The organism is Martinezella sp. CNPSo 3964 (assembly GCF_057784375.1).
This window is the reverse complement of sequence record NZ_JBXSOW010000001.1, coordinates 533,518-549,675: the sequence shown is the minus strand read 5'-3', so window position 1 is coordinate 549,675 and position 16,158 is coordinate 533,518. Positions and strand designations below refer to the sequence as shown.

The following is a 16,158-nucleotide window of genomic DNA, read 5'->3' as shown; positions in this document are numbered from 1 at the left end:
CAAAGTTCAGAAGAACAGCATTTCAAGAGCTTCCAATGACCCTTGTCGACGTCCGCACGCCAGATCCGAAACGCTTCATCCCCGGTGCCACCGGCGATTGGGAAATCGTTATCGGCATGGAAGTCCATGCCCAGGTGTTGAGCAATTCCAAGCTCTTCTCTGGTGCCTCGACCGAGTTCGGCAAGCCGCAGAATTCCAACGTGTCGCTCGTTGATGCCGCAATGCCCGGCATGCTGCCCGTCATCAACGAGGAATGCGTCAAGCAGGCCGTGCGCACGGGTCTCGGCCTGAAGGCGCAGATCAACAATCGTTCGATCTTCGACCGCAAGAACTATTTCTATCCCGACCTGCCGCAGGGCTATCAGATCTCGCAGTTCAAGGACCCGATCGTCGGCGAGGGTAAGATCGTGATTTCGCTCGGTCCGGACCGTCAGGGCCAGTTCGAGGATATCGAGATCGGCATCGAGCGCCTGCATCTGGAACAGGATGCCGGCAAGTCGCTGCACGACCAGCACGCCACCATGTCCTATGTCGACCTGAACCGCTCCGGCGTCGCGCTGATGGAAATCGTCTCCAAGCCGGATATCCGCTCGTCGGACGAGGCGAAGGCTTACATGACGAAGCTGCGCTCGATCGTGCGCTATCTCGGCACCTGCGACGGCAACATGGACGAAGGCTCGATGCGCGCCGACGTCAACGTCTCGGTTCGCCGCCCCGGCGGCGAATTCGGCACGCGCTGCGAAATCAAGAACGTCAACTCCATCCGCTTCATCGGTCAGGCGATCGAGTATGAAGCGCGCCGTCAGATCGGCATTCTGGAAGACGGTGGCACGATCGACCAGGAAACCCGCCTGTTCGATCCGAACAAGGGCGAAACGCGTTCGCTGCGCACCAAGGAAGATGCGCATGACTACCGCTATTTCCCCGATCCGGATCTGCTGCCGCTCGAGTTTGACGACGCCTTTGTCAAGGAGCTTGCCGAGCATCTGCCGGAATTGCCCGACGACAAGAAGGAGCGTTTCGTCCGCGAGCTTGGCCTCTCGATCTACGACGCTTCCGTTCTGGTTTCGGAAAAGGCGATTGCCGATTATTTCGAGGCCGTTGCCGCTGGTCGCGACGGCAAGATGGCGGCCAACTGGGTCATCAACGACCTCTTGGGCGCTCTGAACAAAACCGGCAAGGACATTGAAGAGACTCCGGTTTCGCCCGCCCAGCTCGGCGCGATCATCGATCTCATCAAGGCCGAAACCATCTCCGGCAAGATCGCCAAGGATCTGTTCGAAATCGTGCTCAACGAGGGCGGCGATCCCGCCGAGATCGTCGAGGCACGCGGCATGAAGCAGGTCACCGATACCGGTGCGATCGAAAAGGCCGTGGATGAAATCATCGCCGCCAACCCGGATCAGGTTGCCAAGGTCAAGGCCAAGCCGACGCTTGCCGGCTGGTTCGTCGGCCAGGTGATGAAGTCGACTGGCGGCAAGGCCAATCCGCAGGCCGTGCAGGCGCTGGTCAAGGCCAAGCTCGGCATCGAAGAGGAATAAGCGGTGTTCTTCGTCCGCACCGCCAGCGAGCAGGATCTCGAAAGGGTCCGCGCTCTGCTCGGCGAGACCTGGCATGCGACCTATGACCGAATCTTCGGTCCGGAAAAGGTGAGCGAGCTGCACGCATCCTGGCATTCGCCGGCCTCGTTGAAGGCGCGGCTGGCGAACAAGAACTCCGAATTCCTGGTGGCCGATGACGGACGGACGATCGGCGGCATGGGCTACGCTGCCATGTCCAAGGAAATGACGAAAACCGTCATGCTCTACATGCTCTATGTCAGCCCGAAACATCAGCGGCAGGGCATCGGCCGCGATATCTTCGCCGAACTGGAGACCTGCTTCCCGGACGCAGAGATCATGCGTCTCGAAGTCGACCCGCAGAACGAACCGGCGATTGCCTTCTACAAGGCGCACGGTTTCGTCGAGGTCGGCCGCTCGGACAATAGCGGGCAGGGGCAATCGGGCTTGCCGACGCTGATATTCGAGAAACCGCTGGCGGGCCACTAAAAGAATAGACGAGACCGTTCATGGAAGACGCCCGCCTGGTAATTCGCGAAGCGAAAGAATCCGACCTTCCTTCCCTGATCGGCCTTTTCGCCGCCGACACCATGGGCGGTCATGGCGATACGAACGACCCCTCTGCCCATGACGATTATCTGCGAGCCTTTCGCGCCATCACGGCATCCTCCGACCAGACGCTTTATGCCGTCGAACTAGGCGGCGAGATTGTCGGCACCTTCCAGACGATCGTCGTCACCTCGCTGCACGGGCGGGGATCATCTGCGATGATTATCGAGTCGGTCCAGACGCGTGGCGATATGCGCGGGCAGGGGATCGGGGCTGCGATGATCAATTTCTGCATCGACGAGGCAAAAGGCCGCGGCATGAAGATGGTGCAGCTGACCTCGAATGCGGTCCGCAAGGATGCCCATCGCTTCTATGAGAGACTGGGTTTCAAGCCGACGCATCTGGGCTTCAAGATGGCATTGAAATGAGGCCGTTTGCCTGCTGGAATCACTGGACAAGCCCGTCCGGTGGCGGCATAAGCAAACTATCGAATTCTGGTATCGCTCGCCCCTCAGCGGGTATCGAGGAAAAGACATGTGGAATTTCATCGTACAGACATTTACCTGGTGGAACGGTCAGACCATGGGCACGCGCTTTGCGACCTGGCGTTTTGGCAAGCGTGTCGGCGAGGATGAATTCGGCAACGTCTATTACGAAGGTGGCACGTCCTCCTACGGCCTTCCAAAGCGCTGGGTGATCTACAAGGGCTATGCCGAAGCTTCGGCCATTCCCCCAGGCTGGCACGGCTGGATGCATCACCGCACCGACGTACCTCCCTCCAAGGAAAACTACGCCGTCAAGGACTGGCAGAAAGAACATCGCGCCAATCCCACAGGTTCGCCGCAGGCCTATCGACCGCCGGGCTCTCTCGCCGTTGCCGGCGAGCGTCCGCGCGTGACTGGCGACTACGACGCCTGGACGCCCGGCAACTGAGCCGAGAAGCCGGCTCGTCCTTTGGCCACAATTGGGCTTTAGGCGCGACATATGCCGGCTTTTGCTCGGCGCCTTGACCGAGACCAAGCGGAGAGTGGCGGATATGATGGTTTTCACGCGGAGCGCTTCTTTGCGTGCACTGGCCGTAGCCGGCGTTGCCCTCGTCGCGGGCATCATGGCAGCTCCCGTTGCCGAGGCTGCCCGCATCGCAAATCCGGTCGCCGTTTTCTCCGGCCTCGATAAGATCACCGGTCGCATCACCACTTTCGACGTCTACATCAACGAGACCGTGCAGTTTGGCGCTCTGCAGGTAACGCCGCGCGCCTGCTATTCACGCGACGATACCGAGCAGCAGAAGGTGGATGGTTTCGTCGAGGTGGACGAGATCACCCTCGATCGCCGTATTCGCCGCATCTTCACCGGCTGGATGTTTGCCGACAGCCCAGGTCTCAACGCCGTCGAGCACCCGATCTATGACGTCTGGCTGAAAGAGTGCAAGCAGAAGTCGGACGTACCGGCGCCGGATACTGCCGGCGCTGGCGCGAAGTAATCGCTTTCAAGACATAACAGCAGATTTGTATAACCCGCAGAAGCCTTGCCTCTGCGGGCATAGTTTAGCCTCGCTCCCGATTGGTCGCTGCTTCTCCTATCGCCTGCCGGTCTACGACCTCTGAAAGGTCGAGGGTGATCCTCATGCCGTCTTTCGGGCGGTGTCGCAGGAAATCGCTGCGATCCGGATGGGCTTTCAATTTAGCTCCATCCTTGAGAGCTTGGAGTCGCGACCGTGAGATTGCCAGTTCCGACGCCAGCAGACGATCAAGACGAAGGTTGACCGGGAATTCGACTGATATCTCGATTTCCAACAGCCCCCAATGTCTTGCCTCCTGCACCATCTCTTTCCAGATGGTCGCATCTGGCGGTTCTTCGACGCGCTTGGCGTTCCGCTTCAACCCGTCAAGATCGAATTCCTGCGCTCGCACCCAATCCGGATCGCTATGTTGCAGTGCCTCAAGCGTGGAGGGGGAGAGATCTTGAACTGTCCGCCGCTCGAAGAGCGTCCGGTTCCAGGTCTTGTCGCAATTAATGCATTTATAAACGAGCCAGGCATCAAGCCGCTTGCCATTGGCATTGAGCCTGACCTTGCCGCTCGATCTGAAGGGTCTCTGACATCCGCAGCCGCTGCAGGCGATCCATGGCTGGGGAGATGTTTTCGGCGAAATGGTCCAACGGACCTGAAGAATATTGCACATACCGTCTTGGTCTTCCGTCTGGAAGTCCACCAAGCTGGCGGTGAGACAAGCCCGTCAGGGCACGGTATGGCGATGTTGCGGGACGGCTGAAGAGCTGAGACAGCGGCTGCTGTGTTAGGCGCGTTTTGACAATGCCAAACCGGTCTCAGGCCATCACCCGATGGACATGAATATGCACCGGGAGGCGTTATGCCGCCCCGATGCACTGGGTGATTTGGATGAGACCGGTATTTACGACGGCAAAGTGGAACCTCTACGCACCAAAGCTCTTCGCGAGCAGGGATAGCAGACCACAATCAGGATTTGAAGATGCAAAGAACGTCAGGCCTGGATTGCTTCACGCGTCGGTATTCCCTTTCCGGCGAAACAGACCAAGGATCTTGCGTCCGGCCGCGACAACACCCGCCAGCACGACGATGAGGCCTTTCTTCAGCGCGAGAAGGGCAACGCCGAAGCTCTTGAAGAAGCCGAGAACGATCGCAAGGAAACCAAGCTTTGCCGCGATCTTCACGCCGGCGCCGGCGGCGATCATGCCCGCCATGCTGTAGGCCGCGATCTTGTCGCCATTGGCAAAATCGGCATAGCGTTTGCCGCTGTCATATTGCACGGTGTTGATGACGTTGGGGATGGCGGCATTGATTTCCTGCAGCTGATCCAGCCCGGCAACGAAATCGAGTTCGGTGACGCCTTCGCGCCCCAGCACGCGCACGGAATAGTTCAGCGTGTGGCCGGCGTTCGGGTCCTTGCCGAAGATCAGGTCGCGTGCCCAGTGCAGGGCATGGGTCGCCTTGTCGTAATGCGGTGGCTCCGCCCAGCCGACCAGCGTGATCGGATCGAAGCCCTGCTGTTCGCGCGCGGGGTTTGCTTCCTTGATCGCCGCCTGGATTTTCTTCAGCAGATCGTCGTAATCAGTCGATGCGGCATCCTCGTCGGAGACATAACCGCTGCCGTCATAGTCGATGACCGAGCCCCAGGAATGCGGGTCGGTCGGCGGGTACTTCGCCGGGAAGATCATGCCGAGCGGACTGCCGACCGAATCTTCCGGATTGCCCCACAGCTCGACCAGCACCTTCTTCGAATCCTGCGGATTGAGATAGTAGAACTGGTCGGAGACGTTCAGCGTTGCATTTGCTCCGGGAAGCTTGATCGTGCCCTGCTGGAAATCCAGTGTTTTCAGCACGGTGCCTTCATCGCCCGCAAGCGGCTCTGCTCCGAACATATCGTGGAATGATTTGGCGTCGGCCTGCGCTGTGATCGTCAATGCGGCGAGAAAGGCAATTGCAATATGAATCTTCACTATTCTACCCTCGGCTGTTGGGCCGAACTTAGGGCAGTCCTGACTGGAATCAATTCATCTCGGGCAGATTTCCACCGTCGGAGAAGCTGAGGTTGGGCGATTCCATCGCCTTTTCCAGCATCGTGGCATAGGCATCCTTCGGCACGTCGATCGCACCGAATGTCTTCAGGTGCTCGGTGGTAAATTGGGTGTCGAGCAGGGTGAAGCCGCGGTCGCGCAGACGCTGGACGAGATAAACGAGACAGATCTTGGAAGCGTCCGTACGGCGGGAGAACATGCTTTCGCCGAAGAAGGCGGACCCCAGCGAAACGCCGTAGAGACCACCGACGAGCCTATCGCCGTCCCAGGCCTCGACGGAATGGGCATGGCCGATGTGGTGCAGGGTGGCATAGAGCGAGCGGATCGTATCATTGATCCAGGTGCTGGGGCGGTTGCTCGTCTCTTCGGCGCAGGCAGCGATCACTGCCTCGAAATCCGTGTCGAAGCGGATGTCGAAGGGGTTTTGGCGGATCTTCTTGGCGAGGCTCTTGGAGACGTGAAACGTATCGAGCGGGATGATGCCCCGCAATTCCGGCTCGACCCAGAAGATTTCCGGGTCGTCTGCCGATTCAGCCATCGGGAAAAGGCCGATGGAATAGGCGCGCAACAAGATCTCCGGGGTAATGCCGGGACGTTTGCCGCGCGCTCCGGGCACAGGCTAGGCCGATGTTTTCGCCAGGTAGTTTTCCAGCCAATGGATATCGTAATCGCCGTTGGCGATATCCTGATTGGAAACCAGATCCTGGAAGAGCGGCAGGGTGGTCTTGATGCCGTCCACCACGAATTCGTCAAGCGCGCGGCGCAGACGCATCATGCATTCGACGCGGGTGCGCCCATGCACGATCAGCTTGCCGATCAGGCTGTCGTAGTAGGGAGGGATCTTATACCCCTGATAGGCACCGGAATCGATACGAACGCCAAGGCCGCCAGGCGCATGGAAATGCGTGATCGTGCCGGGCGAGGGGACGAAGGTGCGGGCATCTTCGGCATTGATGCGGCATTCGATGGCATGGCCATGGAAATGCACTTCATCCTGCGTCACCGAGAGACCGCCGCCGGAGGCAACGCGAATCTGCTCGTGCACGAGGTCGATGCCGGTAATGGCTTCCGTGACCGGATGTTCCACCTGCAGACGGGTGTTCATTTCGATGAAATAGAACTCGCCGTTCTCGTAGAGGAACTCGATCGTGCCGGCGCCGCGGTACTTCAGCTTCTTCATCGCGTCGGCGCAGATCTTGCCGATCTTCATGCGCTGCTCGACGTTGAGAGCCGGAGAGTTGGCTTCTTCCCAAACCTTCTGGTGGCGGCGCTGCAGCGAGCAGTCGCGTTCGCCGAGATGGATCGCATTGCCTTCGCCGTCACCGAACACCTGGATTTCGATGTGGCGCGGCTTGCCGAGGTACTTTTCCATGTAGACGGATTCGTTGCCGAAGGCGGCTGCGGCCTCCGTGCGGGCCGTCGACCAGGCCTCGATCAGGTCTTCTTCCGTGCGGGCGACCTTCATGCCACGGCCGCCGCCGCCGGCGGTTGCCTTGATGAGCACCGGATAGCCGATCTCGCGCGCCGTCTTCAGCGCCTCCTCCTCGGTCTTCACTTCGCCGTCGGAGCCGGGAACAACCGGAATGCCGAGCTGCTGTGCCGTGGTCTTGGCGGTGATCTTGTCGCCCATGATGCGGATATGCTCCGCCGTCGGGCCGATGAAGGTGATGCCGTGCGCATCGAGAATATCGGCGAACTTGGCATTTTCCGAAAGGAAGCCATAGCCGGGATGCACGGCGTCAGCGCCGGTGATTTCACAAGCGGCGACAATCTGGTGGATGTTGAGATAGCTGTCGCGCGACGGCGGCGGGCCGATGCAAACGCTTTCATCCGCCAGGCGCACATGCATCGCGTCGCCATCAGCGGTCGAATGCACCGCAACGGTCGCAATGCCAAGCTCCTTGCAGGCGCGCAGCACGCGCAGAGCGATCTCTCCGCGGTTGGCTATGAGAATCTTCGAAATAATGGGCATGGGCCGACCTTACTCGATGACGACCAGGGCTTCGCCGTACTCGACCGGACGGCCGTCCTGAACGAGGATTTCGGTAACCGTACCGGACTTCGGCGCCGGAATCTGGTTCATCGTCTTCATTGCTTCGATGATCAGCAGCGTCTGGCCTTCCTTGACGGCTGCGCCGACCTGAATGAAGGCAGCAGAGCCTGGTGCCGGCGCCAGATACGCGGTGCCGACCATCGGCGCGCTGACGACATTGTCGGGATTGCGGGTCTTGCCTGCGGGAGCGGCGGCGGCCGGCGCTGCTGCAACGGCAGCAGGAGCGGCGTAAGCGGCCGGCGCAGCAATCGGCGCCTGGACATATTGGGTCGTGCCGGCACGCGACACGCGGATGCGCAGATCTTCCTGCTCGACTTCGATCTCGGTCAGATCCGTGTCGTTGAGAATATTGGCGAGATCGCGAATCAGCGCCTGGTCGATACCCGATTTCTTTTCAGCCATTGGATTTCTTGCCCTGTATTTTTGTTATTGGGTGATGGATTTAAGCGCATGAAGCGCCAGGATGTAGCCATAAGGTCCGAAACCGCAGATCATGCCCTTTGCAGCGGGCGCGATCATCGATTTGTGCCGGAATTCTTCGCGTGCGTGGATATTGGAGATATGCACCTCCACCACGGGAATGGAGATGGCGCGGATCGCATCATGCAGCGCGATCGACGTATGACCATAGGCGCCGGGATTGATTGCGACGCCGGCGGCCTTGTCGCCAGCTTCGTGCATCCAGTCGACCAGCACGCCTTCGTGATTGCTCTGGCGGAAATCGACGATGAAGCCCAGGCTTTCACCGGCGGCTTTGCAGTCGGCTTCGATATCCTTGAGCGTCTTGCCGCCATAGATGCCCGGCTCGCGCTTGCCGAGAGCATTCAAATTGGGTCCGTTAAGGACGAAAATAGTTTGCGCCATCAGAGGTTCCGTCAAAGTGCAGCGCAACCTATAGACTCCCAAGGCTCTGTAGGAAAGCCCTGGTGCGAAGGTTGCGTGCCTCTAGGTGTGGAAACGCCGTGATTTTGGCATTTTTGCGCCATGCCATGCCGCGGCGTCGTTCCGAAGCTCTCAAAAAAGCGGATAGGCTCTTTGCCTCCCCGCTTTTGAGGGTGGATTTTTGCGCTGTTCAGCAGCTCGTTTTGCCGCAGCTGCGAACGTTGGCGATCTTCTCCTTGATGGCATCGAGCCCGATCGCGCCGGAAACCATCTCGTTGCCGATGACATAGGCGGGCGTGCCGTTGACGCCAAGATCGGTGGCAAGCTGGTAGGTCGCCTTGATCATGTCGGTGTTCGGCGCTTTTGCCATTTCGGCGCGGATGGCGGCTTCGCTGACGCCGAGCGAGGTGGCGACCTCGATGGCGGTGTCTTCGGAGGCGCGGCCGTCGCTGCTGAGCAGCTTGTGGTGGAATTCGGCATATTTTTCAGGCGCGAGCAGGCGGAACGCGCCGGAAACCCGGGACGCGGCAACCGAATCCTGACCGAGGATCGGGAATTCTTTCAGGACGAAGCGGACGTTCTTGTCCTGCTTCAGGAGCGTGTCCATGTCGCCGAGCGCGTGACGGCAATAGGTGCAGTTATAGTCAAAGAACTCGACGACGGTGATGTCACCCTTCGGATTGCCGATCGCCACGTCGTCCTTGGAGTTGAAGATCGCATCCTTGTTCTGGGTGATCACCTGGGACGACTGCGCAATGCGGGCCTCATCCTGCTTCTTTTCGAGCGCGGCCTGCGCATCCAGCAGCACCTCTGGATGCTCGACGAGATATTCCTTGATGAAATCCCCGATTTCCTTCTTCTGCTGGTCGTCCAGCGCGGCGGCCGGCTGGATGGTGGCGAAGGACGCTGTCAGGGCAATCGCCGAAACCGTCAGCAGGCTTTTGAAAGAAAAGGTCATTGGGTCCTCGTTTGGATCTGGGCGGAGACGTCATTCTCGGATGCGCCATAGCATCGCTGAGTTAACATCCGCAAATATGCGTCGACAATTTACGGTGCGTCCTTATTTCCAGAAACAGGAATTTTCACGACAAAGCGGTAATCGCAGGATTGTGAACGAGCCGATATTGCGGCAAATGTCGCTTGCCTATCCGACCCGAGAGAGAATTGACCTTGTTTTCCCTATCCAAGCGCAGTGATGTCGAACCTTTTCATGCCATGGACGTGCTGGCGGAAGCGACGCGGCGACGCCAGGCCGGACACGCGGTCATCTCCATGGCTGTCGGTCAGCCGTCCCACCCAGCACCTCAGGCCGCGCTGGAGGCTGCCCGCGCAGCTCTCGGCCATGGTCGCATCGGTTATACGGATGCGCTCGGCACTCTGGCACTGCGACAGGCACTCTCCGCCCATTACCAGGCACGCCACGGCCTGAGCATCGATCCGAAGCGCATTGCGATCACGACCGGATCATCGGCCGGCTTCAATCTTGCTTTCCTGACCCTGTTCGATGCCGGCGACAGCGTGGCTATCGCCCGGCCGGGCTATCCGGCCTATCGTAATATCCTTGCCGCACTCGGCCTCGATGTCGTCGAGGTCCCTGTCACCGAGGAAACGCAGTTTACGCTTACGCCCGAGAGCCTGGAGGCGGCACAGACTGCAAGCGGCAAGCGCCTGAAGGGCGTGCTGCTCGCAAGCCCCGCCAATCCCACAGGCACGGTGACGGGCAGGGCGGCTTTGAAGGCGCTGGCTGATTATTGTGCGGATCGCTCCATCGCCTTCATCTCCGACGAGATCTATCATGGGCTGACCTTCGTCGGCGAGGAGACGAGCGCGCTGGAGCTGACCGACGAGGCGATCGTCATCAACTCCTTCTCGAAATATTATTGCATGACCGGCTGGCGCATCGGCTGGATGGTCTTGCCGGAGCGGCTGGTCCGCCCGATCGAGCGCGTTGCCCAGAGCCTTTACATTTCAGCGCCGGAACTGTCGCAGATTGCGGCTGAGGCGGCGCTCGGCGCCGGTGCCGAGCTCGACGTCTACCGCGAGAGTTATGGCCGCAACCGCGATTTCCTCATGCGCCGGCTGCCGGAAATCGGATTCCGCATTGCTTCGCCGATGGACGGGGCCTTCTATGCCTATATCGATGTCAGCCGCTTTACGAATGACAGCATGGCATTCGCCCGAAAGATGCTGGCGGAGATCAATGTCGCTGCGACGCCCGGCCTCGATTTTGATCCCGTGGAAGGACACCGCGCGATGCGGATTTCCTATGCCGGCTCGAATGCCGAGATCGAAGAAGCCACCGAACGCATGGCCGCCTGGCTGAAATAGAATCCACAATCAATGGCTTGGGCAAACTTGCGAAAGCACTTTCGCAGGTCGAGAAGCCATATGCATATAGCCTATCGCAATCTCCAAGGCTCGTTTCTCTCGCCCTAAAGCGCGTCGCGATCTTTCAGATTCGCTTCTCGCGATTTACGTCTTTGATTGCGCCCATGTCGTCGTCGCAAAACCGCGGCGTGCTTTCGCGCCGTGTGCTTAGGCATGACGGGCAACTACGTCGGATAATGGAAACGAAAAATCCGGCCGCGTCGCCACGGCCGGATTTTGTCAGATCATTCGCTGTCGGGCTTCTTAAAAGAAGCCGCGGCGCTGCCACCAGCCGGCCTTCTTCGGCTTGGTCGGCTCTCCGTCGCCTTCGCCACCTTCATTGGTGCGGGTCGACTTTACCACCGGAGCGGAGGAAGAAACGTTGGATTCGCGGTTGGCACGAGCCGGCTTGGCCGCATCCTCGGACGCTGTCGCCTCTGCCGTATTATCCAAAACCTCGGCGATCTCGGTAACTGCTACGGTTTCGACGTCTGCCGAGGACACTTCTTCGACAGCCGGCGTCTCGACCGGCGATGCCTCGGCAGCCTTTGCCTTGCGGCGACCGCGGCCCTTGGCGGGCTTGACGTCCTCGGTGACGACGGCTGCCGTTTCGACCGCTGCCATGGCGGGCTGTGCCTCGACGGCGGCTTCGCCTTCGGCAACTGCGATCTCGGCCACCGTTACGGTTGCTTCGTCACCGCCTTCGGCGTCATTCTCATCGGCTTCGCCGTCGCCGGCTTCCTCGCCCGCGGCAGTCTGTTCGTTGCCTTCATTTTCACGGTTGCGTCGGCCACCACGCTTGCCACGACGACGGCGCTTGCGCTTCTGCTGCGCGTCATCGTCACCGCCGGCGGATGCGGCATTTTCTGCGCCGGCATCAGCCTCGTCATCATCACCTTCTTCTCCGTCTGCATCCTCGGCAACATTGGTCAAGGAGGCGTCCTCAGAAGCCGGAGCGGCCTGGCCGTCGTTGCCGCGGCCACGGCGGCGGCGGCGGCGCTTGCGCTTGCGATTGCCGTCATTGCCTTCGGAGCGGGCGGCAGGCTGCTCTGTGCTTACAGCCTTTTCCTCCAGCTCTTCGTCTTCATCCTCATCGGCTTCGATGACGATATCGTCGTCATCATCGTCCGGGATGGCTGCGAAGTTGAACAGGCTTTCGATCTTTACCGGATTGGCAACCGGCTCGCCACGGTCGATCGCGAAGTGCTGCGTGCCGACGGCGTTGTCGGCATCGATGACGATGGCGACGCCGAAGCGGCTTTCATAATCGATGATCGTCTGGCGCTTGTGGTTAAGGAGATAGAGCGCAATATCTGGCGTCGTGCGCACGGTGATATCGTGCGTCGTGTTCTTGAGCAGGTATTCTTCGATGCCGCGCAGGACATGCAGGGCGACGGAAGACTGCGAGCGTACGTGGCCGGTGCCGCCGCAATGCGAGCAGATCTGCGTGGTGCTTTCGAGAACCGATGCGCGGATACGCTGGCGCGACATTTCCAGAAGGCCGAAATGCGAGATACGGCCGACCTGAATGCGGGCGCGGTCGTTCTTCAGGCATTCCTTCAGCTTCTTTTCGACAGCGCGGTTATTGCGCTTTTCTTCCATGTCGATGAAGTCGATGACGATCAGACCGGCGAGGTCGCGCAGACGAAGCTGGCGCGCGATTTCCTCGGCGGCTTCCAGGTTCGTCTGGAGCGCTGTGTCCTCGATCGAATGTTCGCGGGTCGAGCGGCCGGAGTTGACGTCGATCGAGACCAGCGCTTCCGTCTGGTTCATGATCAGGTAGCCGCCGGAACGCAGCGTTACCTGCGGCTGCAGCATACGGTCAAGCTGCGCCTCGATGCCGGAGCGCGAGAAGATCGGGTGAATGTCGCGGTAGGGCTGAACTACCTTGGCGTGGCTCGGCATCAGCATCTTCATGAAGTCTTTCGCTTCACGATAGCCTTCTTCGCCGGCAACGATGATCTCGCCAATATCCTTGTTGTAGAGGTCGCGGATCGAGCGCTTGATCAGGCTGCCTTCCTCATAGACCAGGCACGGCGCGGTCGATGCGAGCGTTAGTGTGCGGACATTTTCCCACAGGCGCATCAGATATTCGAAATCGCGCTTGACTTCGACCTTGGTGCGGTTGGCACCGGCGGTACGCAGGATGACGCCCATGCCCTGCGGCACTTCGAGCATCTTGGCGATTTCCTTCAGGCGCTTGCGGTCCTGCGGATTGGTGATCTTGCGGGAAATGCCGCCGCCACGTGCCGTGTTCGGCATCAGAACCGAATAGCGACCTGCGAGCGAGAGATAGGTGGTGAGTGCTGCACCCTTGTTGCCACGCTCTTCCTTGGCCACCTGCACCAGCAGGATCTGGCGACGCTTGATGACTTCCTGGATGCGGTACTGCTTACGCGGCTTGCGCTGGGCACGATCGGGAACTTCTTCCATCGCGTCTTCGGCGCCGACGGATTCGATCACTTCCTCTTCATGGTCGTGATCGTCATCATCATCGTCGTCATCGTGGCGGCGCTTGGAGGTTGCGACATCCTCGGAGATCGAATCGGTTTCGACCATAGCGGCCATTTCGCCCGACGGACCTTCTTCTTCCTCGCTCGGCGCATTGACGGCAGCCGTTGCTTCGGGGACGGAGGTCTCTTCGGCGGGAGCCTCTGCTACTGCCTTCTTACGGCTGCGGCGCGGCTTTGCCTTCTTGGCCGGAGCTGCTTCTTCGGCGGGTGCCGCTGCCTCGGCAGCAGGGGCCTCTTCGCCGATCGCAGCCGGCACCTCGGCTTCTTCGCCTTCCTTCGCCACGATGCCGATATCGGGCTGTTCCTGCTGCGAAAGATCGAGCGCCGTTTCGACATGCTCGACATCGTCGTCGCGGCGATGCTCTTCGGCCTCGGCCTTCAGCAACGCCTGACGGTCGGCAAGCGGGATCTGGTAATAATCGGGATGGATTTCGGCAAAGGCCAGGAAGCCGTGCCGGTTGCCGCCGTAGTCAACGAAAGCGGCCTGAAGCGAGGGTTCTACCCGCGTTACCTTTGCAAGATAGATGTTGCCGCGAATTTGCTTCTTGTGCTGTGACTCGAAGTCAAACTCTTCTATGCGGTTCCCGCGAACGACAACGACGCGCGTCTCTTCCTCGTGAGACGCATCGATAAGCATTTTGTCTGCCATGAAAGCTGTGCTCCTCGGCGCAGACAAGCGGATGGGGGCCTGCCTGTCGATGGGACAGGCCGGATACGATCCGCGATTGTTGCACCGGATAATGAAAGTCGCGAGTGGTTCGGCGATGACAGCATCCAGACGGCAGCCGGGGCATCATTTCCCTGGGGTCTGTTCACTTTGTGAAAAAGCTGCTGCGGTAACATCCGTAACCAAGCGAGATCGACTATGCCTTAGACCCACAAATGGGTCCGATGAATGTGCTCTCTAAAGAGCGTTTGGTGGCTTTCCACCGATGAATTTCCCGTTTGAAACCGGAAATTCAGATATCCACTGTTTCGAGCAGAAGTACTGCAGACGGCGGATGAATGCCGCTTATTGGCGCCTGGTACTCGAGGCGGCTGCCTTTGCGACGACTCTATCCCGTCAACACTTCTACCCTAATATGCGTTGTATGTTTTATCTGTCACAATAGCAAGGGAAAAGCCAAGTATGCCATAATATTGATGGATTCGTCGGATGATGAGAACGCGGGAGGGTGTCTTGTCGATTCATCTCCCGGTGCATCATCGATGTAGCCATCAGGTCAAACCTGGTTCCCGTTTATTGGGACTTCAAAAACAACGCTGAAACCAATATGGGGCGCGTTGGGCACTTGGTAAAGGGATTGCGGCATGTGGCGGAGAGTGGCGTGAAGGCTTTGCGATTTGCGGCAGCGGCCTTCGCCCTGGTGATTCTGGTTTCGGTTTCGGCATTTGCGCCGGTAGCGGCGGCGGATGATTCCGTACTTGCCTATGGCGCCCGCATTGCAGGTGACGATGCACGCACGCGTATCGTTATCGACATGGACCGAGCTCCCACTTTCACGGTTCACTACCTTGACAATCCCGTCCGCGTCGTCGTCGATCTTCCGGCGACGGCATTCGGCTTCCCGGCCGGCAACCTCAAGCCGGCAGGCCTCTTCAAGGATATTCGCTATGGCACGATGGATGCGGACAGCGCTCGTATCGTGCTGACGGCAAAGAAGCCGGTAAAGCTGGTCACGGCCAAGGTTCAGGCTGATGAAAACGGCAAGGGGCAGCGCCTTGTGCTCGATGCAGAGATGCTGCCGGCCGAACAGTTCGCCGAGCTGGTGAAGAAGCAGAGCTGGACGAGCGACGATACCGCCAAGGATGTCGGCCCGGTCGAGCCAACGCAGAAGGCCGATCCGAATGTATTCCTTGTTGCTGTCGATGCCGGTCATGGCGGTATCGATGCGGGTGCGACCGGTACGGATGGTGTCACGCAGGAAAAGGACATCACGCTCGCATTTGCGAAAATGTTTGCCGACAAGCTGAATGCGCAGCCCGGCATCAAGGCCTTCCTGACGCGCGATAAGGATCAGTATCTATCCCTGTCCGAACGCGTGACGATCGCCCGGCAGAATCGCGCCTCGCTCTTCATCTCGCTGCATGCCGATACGCTGAAGCAGAAGGATATTCGCGGCGCGACCGTCTATACCATTTCGGACAAGGCGTCTGACCGGCTCGCCAGCGAGGTGGCCGATCGTGAAAACAACTCCGATCAGATCGCAGGCGCCGAGACCCAAACCCAGCCTGCCGCCGTCAACGATATTCTGATGGACCTGACTCGCCGTGAGACCCAGGCCTTCTCCATTTCGCTGGCGCAGGATGTACTGTCGTCATTCAACGGGCAGATCTCCATGATCAATAACCCGCATCGTCACGCCGGTTTTCAGGTTCTGACGGCGCCGGATGTGCCCTCGATTCTGCTCGAGCTCGGCTTTCTCTCCAACAAGGAGGATGAGAAGCTGCTGCTCGATGCCGACTGGCGGCAGAAGGTCGCCGACCGGCTGACGGAGGCGGTGAAGCAATATCGCATATCGATTATCGCAAACGGCGGCTGACGGCGCTGGATAGGGCGATCCGCCGTGGCTTCCATGTAACAGCGATGCACTTTAGAATTGGATGAAATTGGAATACCGGCGGCGAGCCCTATTTTGCTCACATTCCCGCCGTTACAGCGAAGTATCATTTGCTC

The 16,158-nt window shown here is 59.4% G+C and carries 15 protein-coding genes; 7 read left to right on the top strand and 8 right to left on the bottom strand.

Annotation, left to right across the window (positions count from 1 at the left end; all coding sequences use genetic code 11):
* The first annotated feature begins 35 nt into the window (after window positions 1-35).
* The 5 genes from gatB (at window position 36) to AC13Q5_RS02710 (ending at window position 3,591) form a co-directional block, all read left to right on the top strand.
* On the top strand, window positions 36-1,541 hold the full coding sequence (gatB, locus tag AC13Q5_RS02730; protein WP_488500783.1) for an Asp-tRNA(Asn)/Glu-tRNA(Gln) amidotransferase subunit GatB: 1,506 nt from the start codon (window positions 36-38) through the stop codon (window positions 1,539-1,541).
* 3 nt (window positions 1,542-1,544) lie between these two features.
* A complete protein-coding gene (locus AC13Q5_RS02725) occupies window positions 1,545-2,048 on the top strand; it encodes a GNAT family N-acetyltransferase (RefSeq protein WP_488500782.1) in 504 nt (167 codons plus the stop codon).
* A gap of 20 nt (window positions 2,049-2,068) precedes the next feature.
* Window positions 2,069-2,536: a GNAT family N-acetyltransferase gene (locus tag AC13Q5_RS02720; protein ID WP_488500781.1), complete on the top strand. Its 468-nt coding sequence runs from the start codon at window positions 2,069-2,071 to the stop codon at window positions 2,534-2,536.
* Between the two features lie 106 nt (window positions 2,537-2,642).
* The gene (locus tag AC13Q5_RS02715) at window positions 2,643-3,041 is read left to right on the top strand and encodes an NADH:ubiquinone oxidoreductase subunit NDUFA12 (protein ID WP_075852323.1); all 399 of its coding nucleotides are present in this window, start codon (window positions 2,643-2,645) and stop codon (window positions 3,039-3,041) included.
* A gap of 103 nt (window positions 3,042-3,144) precedes the next feature.
* Window positions 3,145-3,591: a DUF2155 domain-containing protein gene (locus AC13Q5_RS02710; RefSeq protein ID WP_075852324.1), complete on the top strand. Its 447-nt coding sequence runs from the start codon at window positions 3,145-3,147 to the stop codon at window positions 3,589-3,591.
* Window positions 3,592-3,655: 64 nt separating this feature from the next.
* Here AC13Q5_RS02710 and AC13Q5_RS02705 read toward each other — a convergent pair whose 3' ends face one another.
* The 7 genes from AC13Q5_RS02705 to AC13Q5_RS02675 form a co-directional block, all read right to left on the bottom strand.
* On the bottom strand, window positions 3,656-4,291 hold the full coding sequence (locus AC13Q5_RS02705; RefSeq protein ID WP_075852325.1) for a DUF1062 domain-containing protein: 636 nt from the start codon (window positions 4,289-4,291) through the stop codon (window positions 3,656-3,658).
* A 337-nt stretch (window positions 4,292-4,628) separates the two neighbouring features.
* Window positions 4,629-5,588, bottom strand: coding sequence for a DUF2167 domain-containing protein (locus AC13Q5_RS02700; RefSeq protein ID WP_488500780.1), 960 nt, complete (start codon window positions 5,586-5,588; stop codon window positions 4,629-4,631).
* Window positions 5,589-5,637: 49 nt separating this feature from the next.
* A complete protein-coding gene (gene aat, locus AC13Q5_RS02695; RefSeq protein WP_488500779.1) occupies window positions 5,638-6,282 on the bottom strand; it encodes a leucyl/phenylalanyl-tRNA--protein transferase in 645 nt (214 codons plus the stop codon).
* A 3-nt stretch (window positions 6,283-6,285) separates the two neighbouring features.
* Window positions 6,286-7,638: an acetyl-CoA carboxylase biotin carboxylase subunit gene (accC, locus tag AC13Q5_RS02690; protein WP_083961301.1), complete on the bottom strand. Its 1,353-nt coding sequence runs from the start codon at window positions 7,636-7,638 to the stop codon at window positions 6,286-6,288.
* A 9-nt stretch (window positions 7,639-7,647) separates the two neighbouring features.
* Window positions 7,648-8,121 (bottom strand): acetyl-CoA carboxylase biotin carboxyl carrier protein, encoded by a 474-nt coding sequence (accB, locus tag AC13Q5_RS02685; protein ID WP_075852328.1) that lies wholly within the window; start codon window positions 8,119-8,121, stop codon window positions 7,648-7,650.
* Window positions 8,122-8,145: 24 nt separating this feature from the next.
* Window positions 8,146-8,583 (bottom strand): type II 3-dehydroquinate dehydratase, encoded by a 438-nt coding sequence (gene aroQ, locus AC13Q5_RS02680; protein ID WP_457880119.1) that lies wholly within the window; start codon window positions 8,581-8,583, stop codon window positions 8,146-8,148.
* A 208-nt stretch (window positions 8,584-8,791) separates the two neighbouring features.
* A complete protein-coding gene (locus tag AC13Q5_RS02675) occupies window positions 8,792-9,559 on the bottom strand; it encodes a DsbA family protein (protein WP_075852330.1) in 768 nt (255 codons plus the stop codon).
* Between the two features lie 212 nt (window positions 9,560-9,771).
* On the opposite strand from AC13Q5_RS02675, the gene AC13Q5_RS02670 reads away from it, so the two are divergent.
* Window positions 9,772-10,929 carry a pyridoxal phosphate-dependent aminotransferase gene (locus tag AC13Q5_RS02670; RefSeq protein ID WP_488501157.1) on the top strand — a complete coding sequence of 386 codons (1,158 nt, stop codon included), beginning with the start codon at window positions 9,772-9,774 and terminating at the stop codon, window positions 10,927-10,929.
* Between the two features lie 303 nt (window positions 10,930-11,232).
* On the opposite strand, the gene AC13Q5_RS02665 is transcribed toward AC13Q5_RS02670, so the two are convergent.
* Entirely contained in the window at window positions 11,233-14,130 is a 2,898-nt protein-coding gene (locus tag AC13Q5_RS02665; RefSeq protein WP_488500778.1) for an Rne/Rng family ribonuclease, read from the bottom strand.
* Between the two features lie 643 nt (window positions 14,131-14,773).
* Here AC13Q5_RS02665 and AC13Q5_RS02660 point away from each other — a divergent pair.
* Window positions 14,774-16,024: an N-acetylmuramoyl-L-alanine amidase gene (locus tag AC13Q5_RS02660; RefSeq protein ID WP_488500777.1), complete on the top strand. Its 1,251-nt coding sequence runs from the start codon at window positions 14,774-14,776 to the stop codon at window positions 16,022-16,024.
* Window positions 16,025-16,158: the final 134 nt, after the last annotated feature.

Bases quoted from the DNA above. Each gene is read 5' to 3' on its own strand.
- gatB (WP_488500783.1), top strand. From the start codon at position 36: ATGACCCTTGTCGACGTCCGCACGCCAGATCCGAAACGCTTCATCCCC.
- AC13Q5_RS02720 (WP_488500781.1), top strand. From the start codon at position 2,069: ATGGAAGACGCCCGCCTGGTAATTCGCGAAGCGAAAGAATCCGACCTT.
- AC13Q5_RS02715 (WP_075852323.1), top strand. From the start codon at position 2,643: ATGTGGAATTTCATCGTACAGACATTTACCTGGTGGAACGGTCAGACC.
- AC13Q5_RS02710 (WP_075852324.1), top strand. From the start codon at position 3,145: ATGATGGTTTTCACGCGGAGCGCTTCTTTGCGTGCACTGGCCGTAGCC.
- AC13Q5_RS02705 (WP_075852325.1), bottom strand. From the start codon at position 4,291: ATGTGCAATATTCTTCAGGTCCGTTGGACCATTTCGCCGAAAACATCT.
- accC (WP_083961301.1), bottom strand. From the start codon at position 7,638: ATGCCCATTATTTCGAAGATTCTCATAGCCAACCGCGGAGAGATCGCT.
- accB (WP_075852328.1), bottom strand. From the start codon at position 8,121: ATGGCTGAAAAGAAATCGGGTATCGACCAGGCGCTGATTCGCGATCTC.
- aroQ (WP_457880119.1), bottom strand. From the start codon at position 8,583: ATGGCGCAAACTATTTTCGTCCTTAACGGACCCAATTTGAATGCTCTC.
- AC13Q5_RS02675 (WP_075852330.1), bottom strand. From the start codon at position 9,559: ATGACCTTTTCTTTCAAAAGCCTGCTGACGGTTTCGGCGATTGCCCTG.
- AC13Q5_RS02665 (WP_488500778.1), bottom strand. From the start codon at position 14,130: ATGGCAGACAAAATGCTTATCGATGCGTCTCACGAGGAAGAGACGCGC.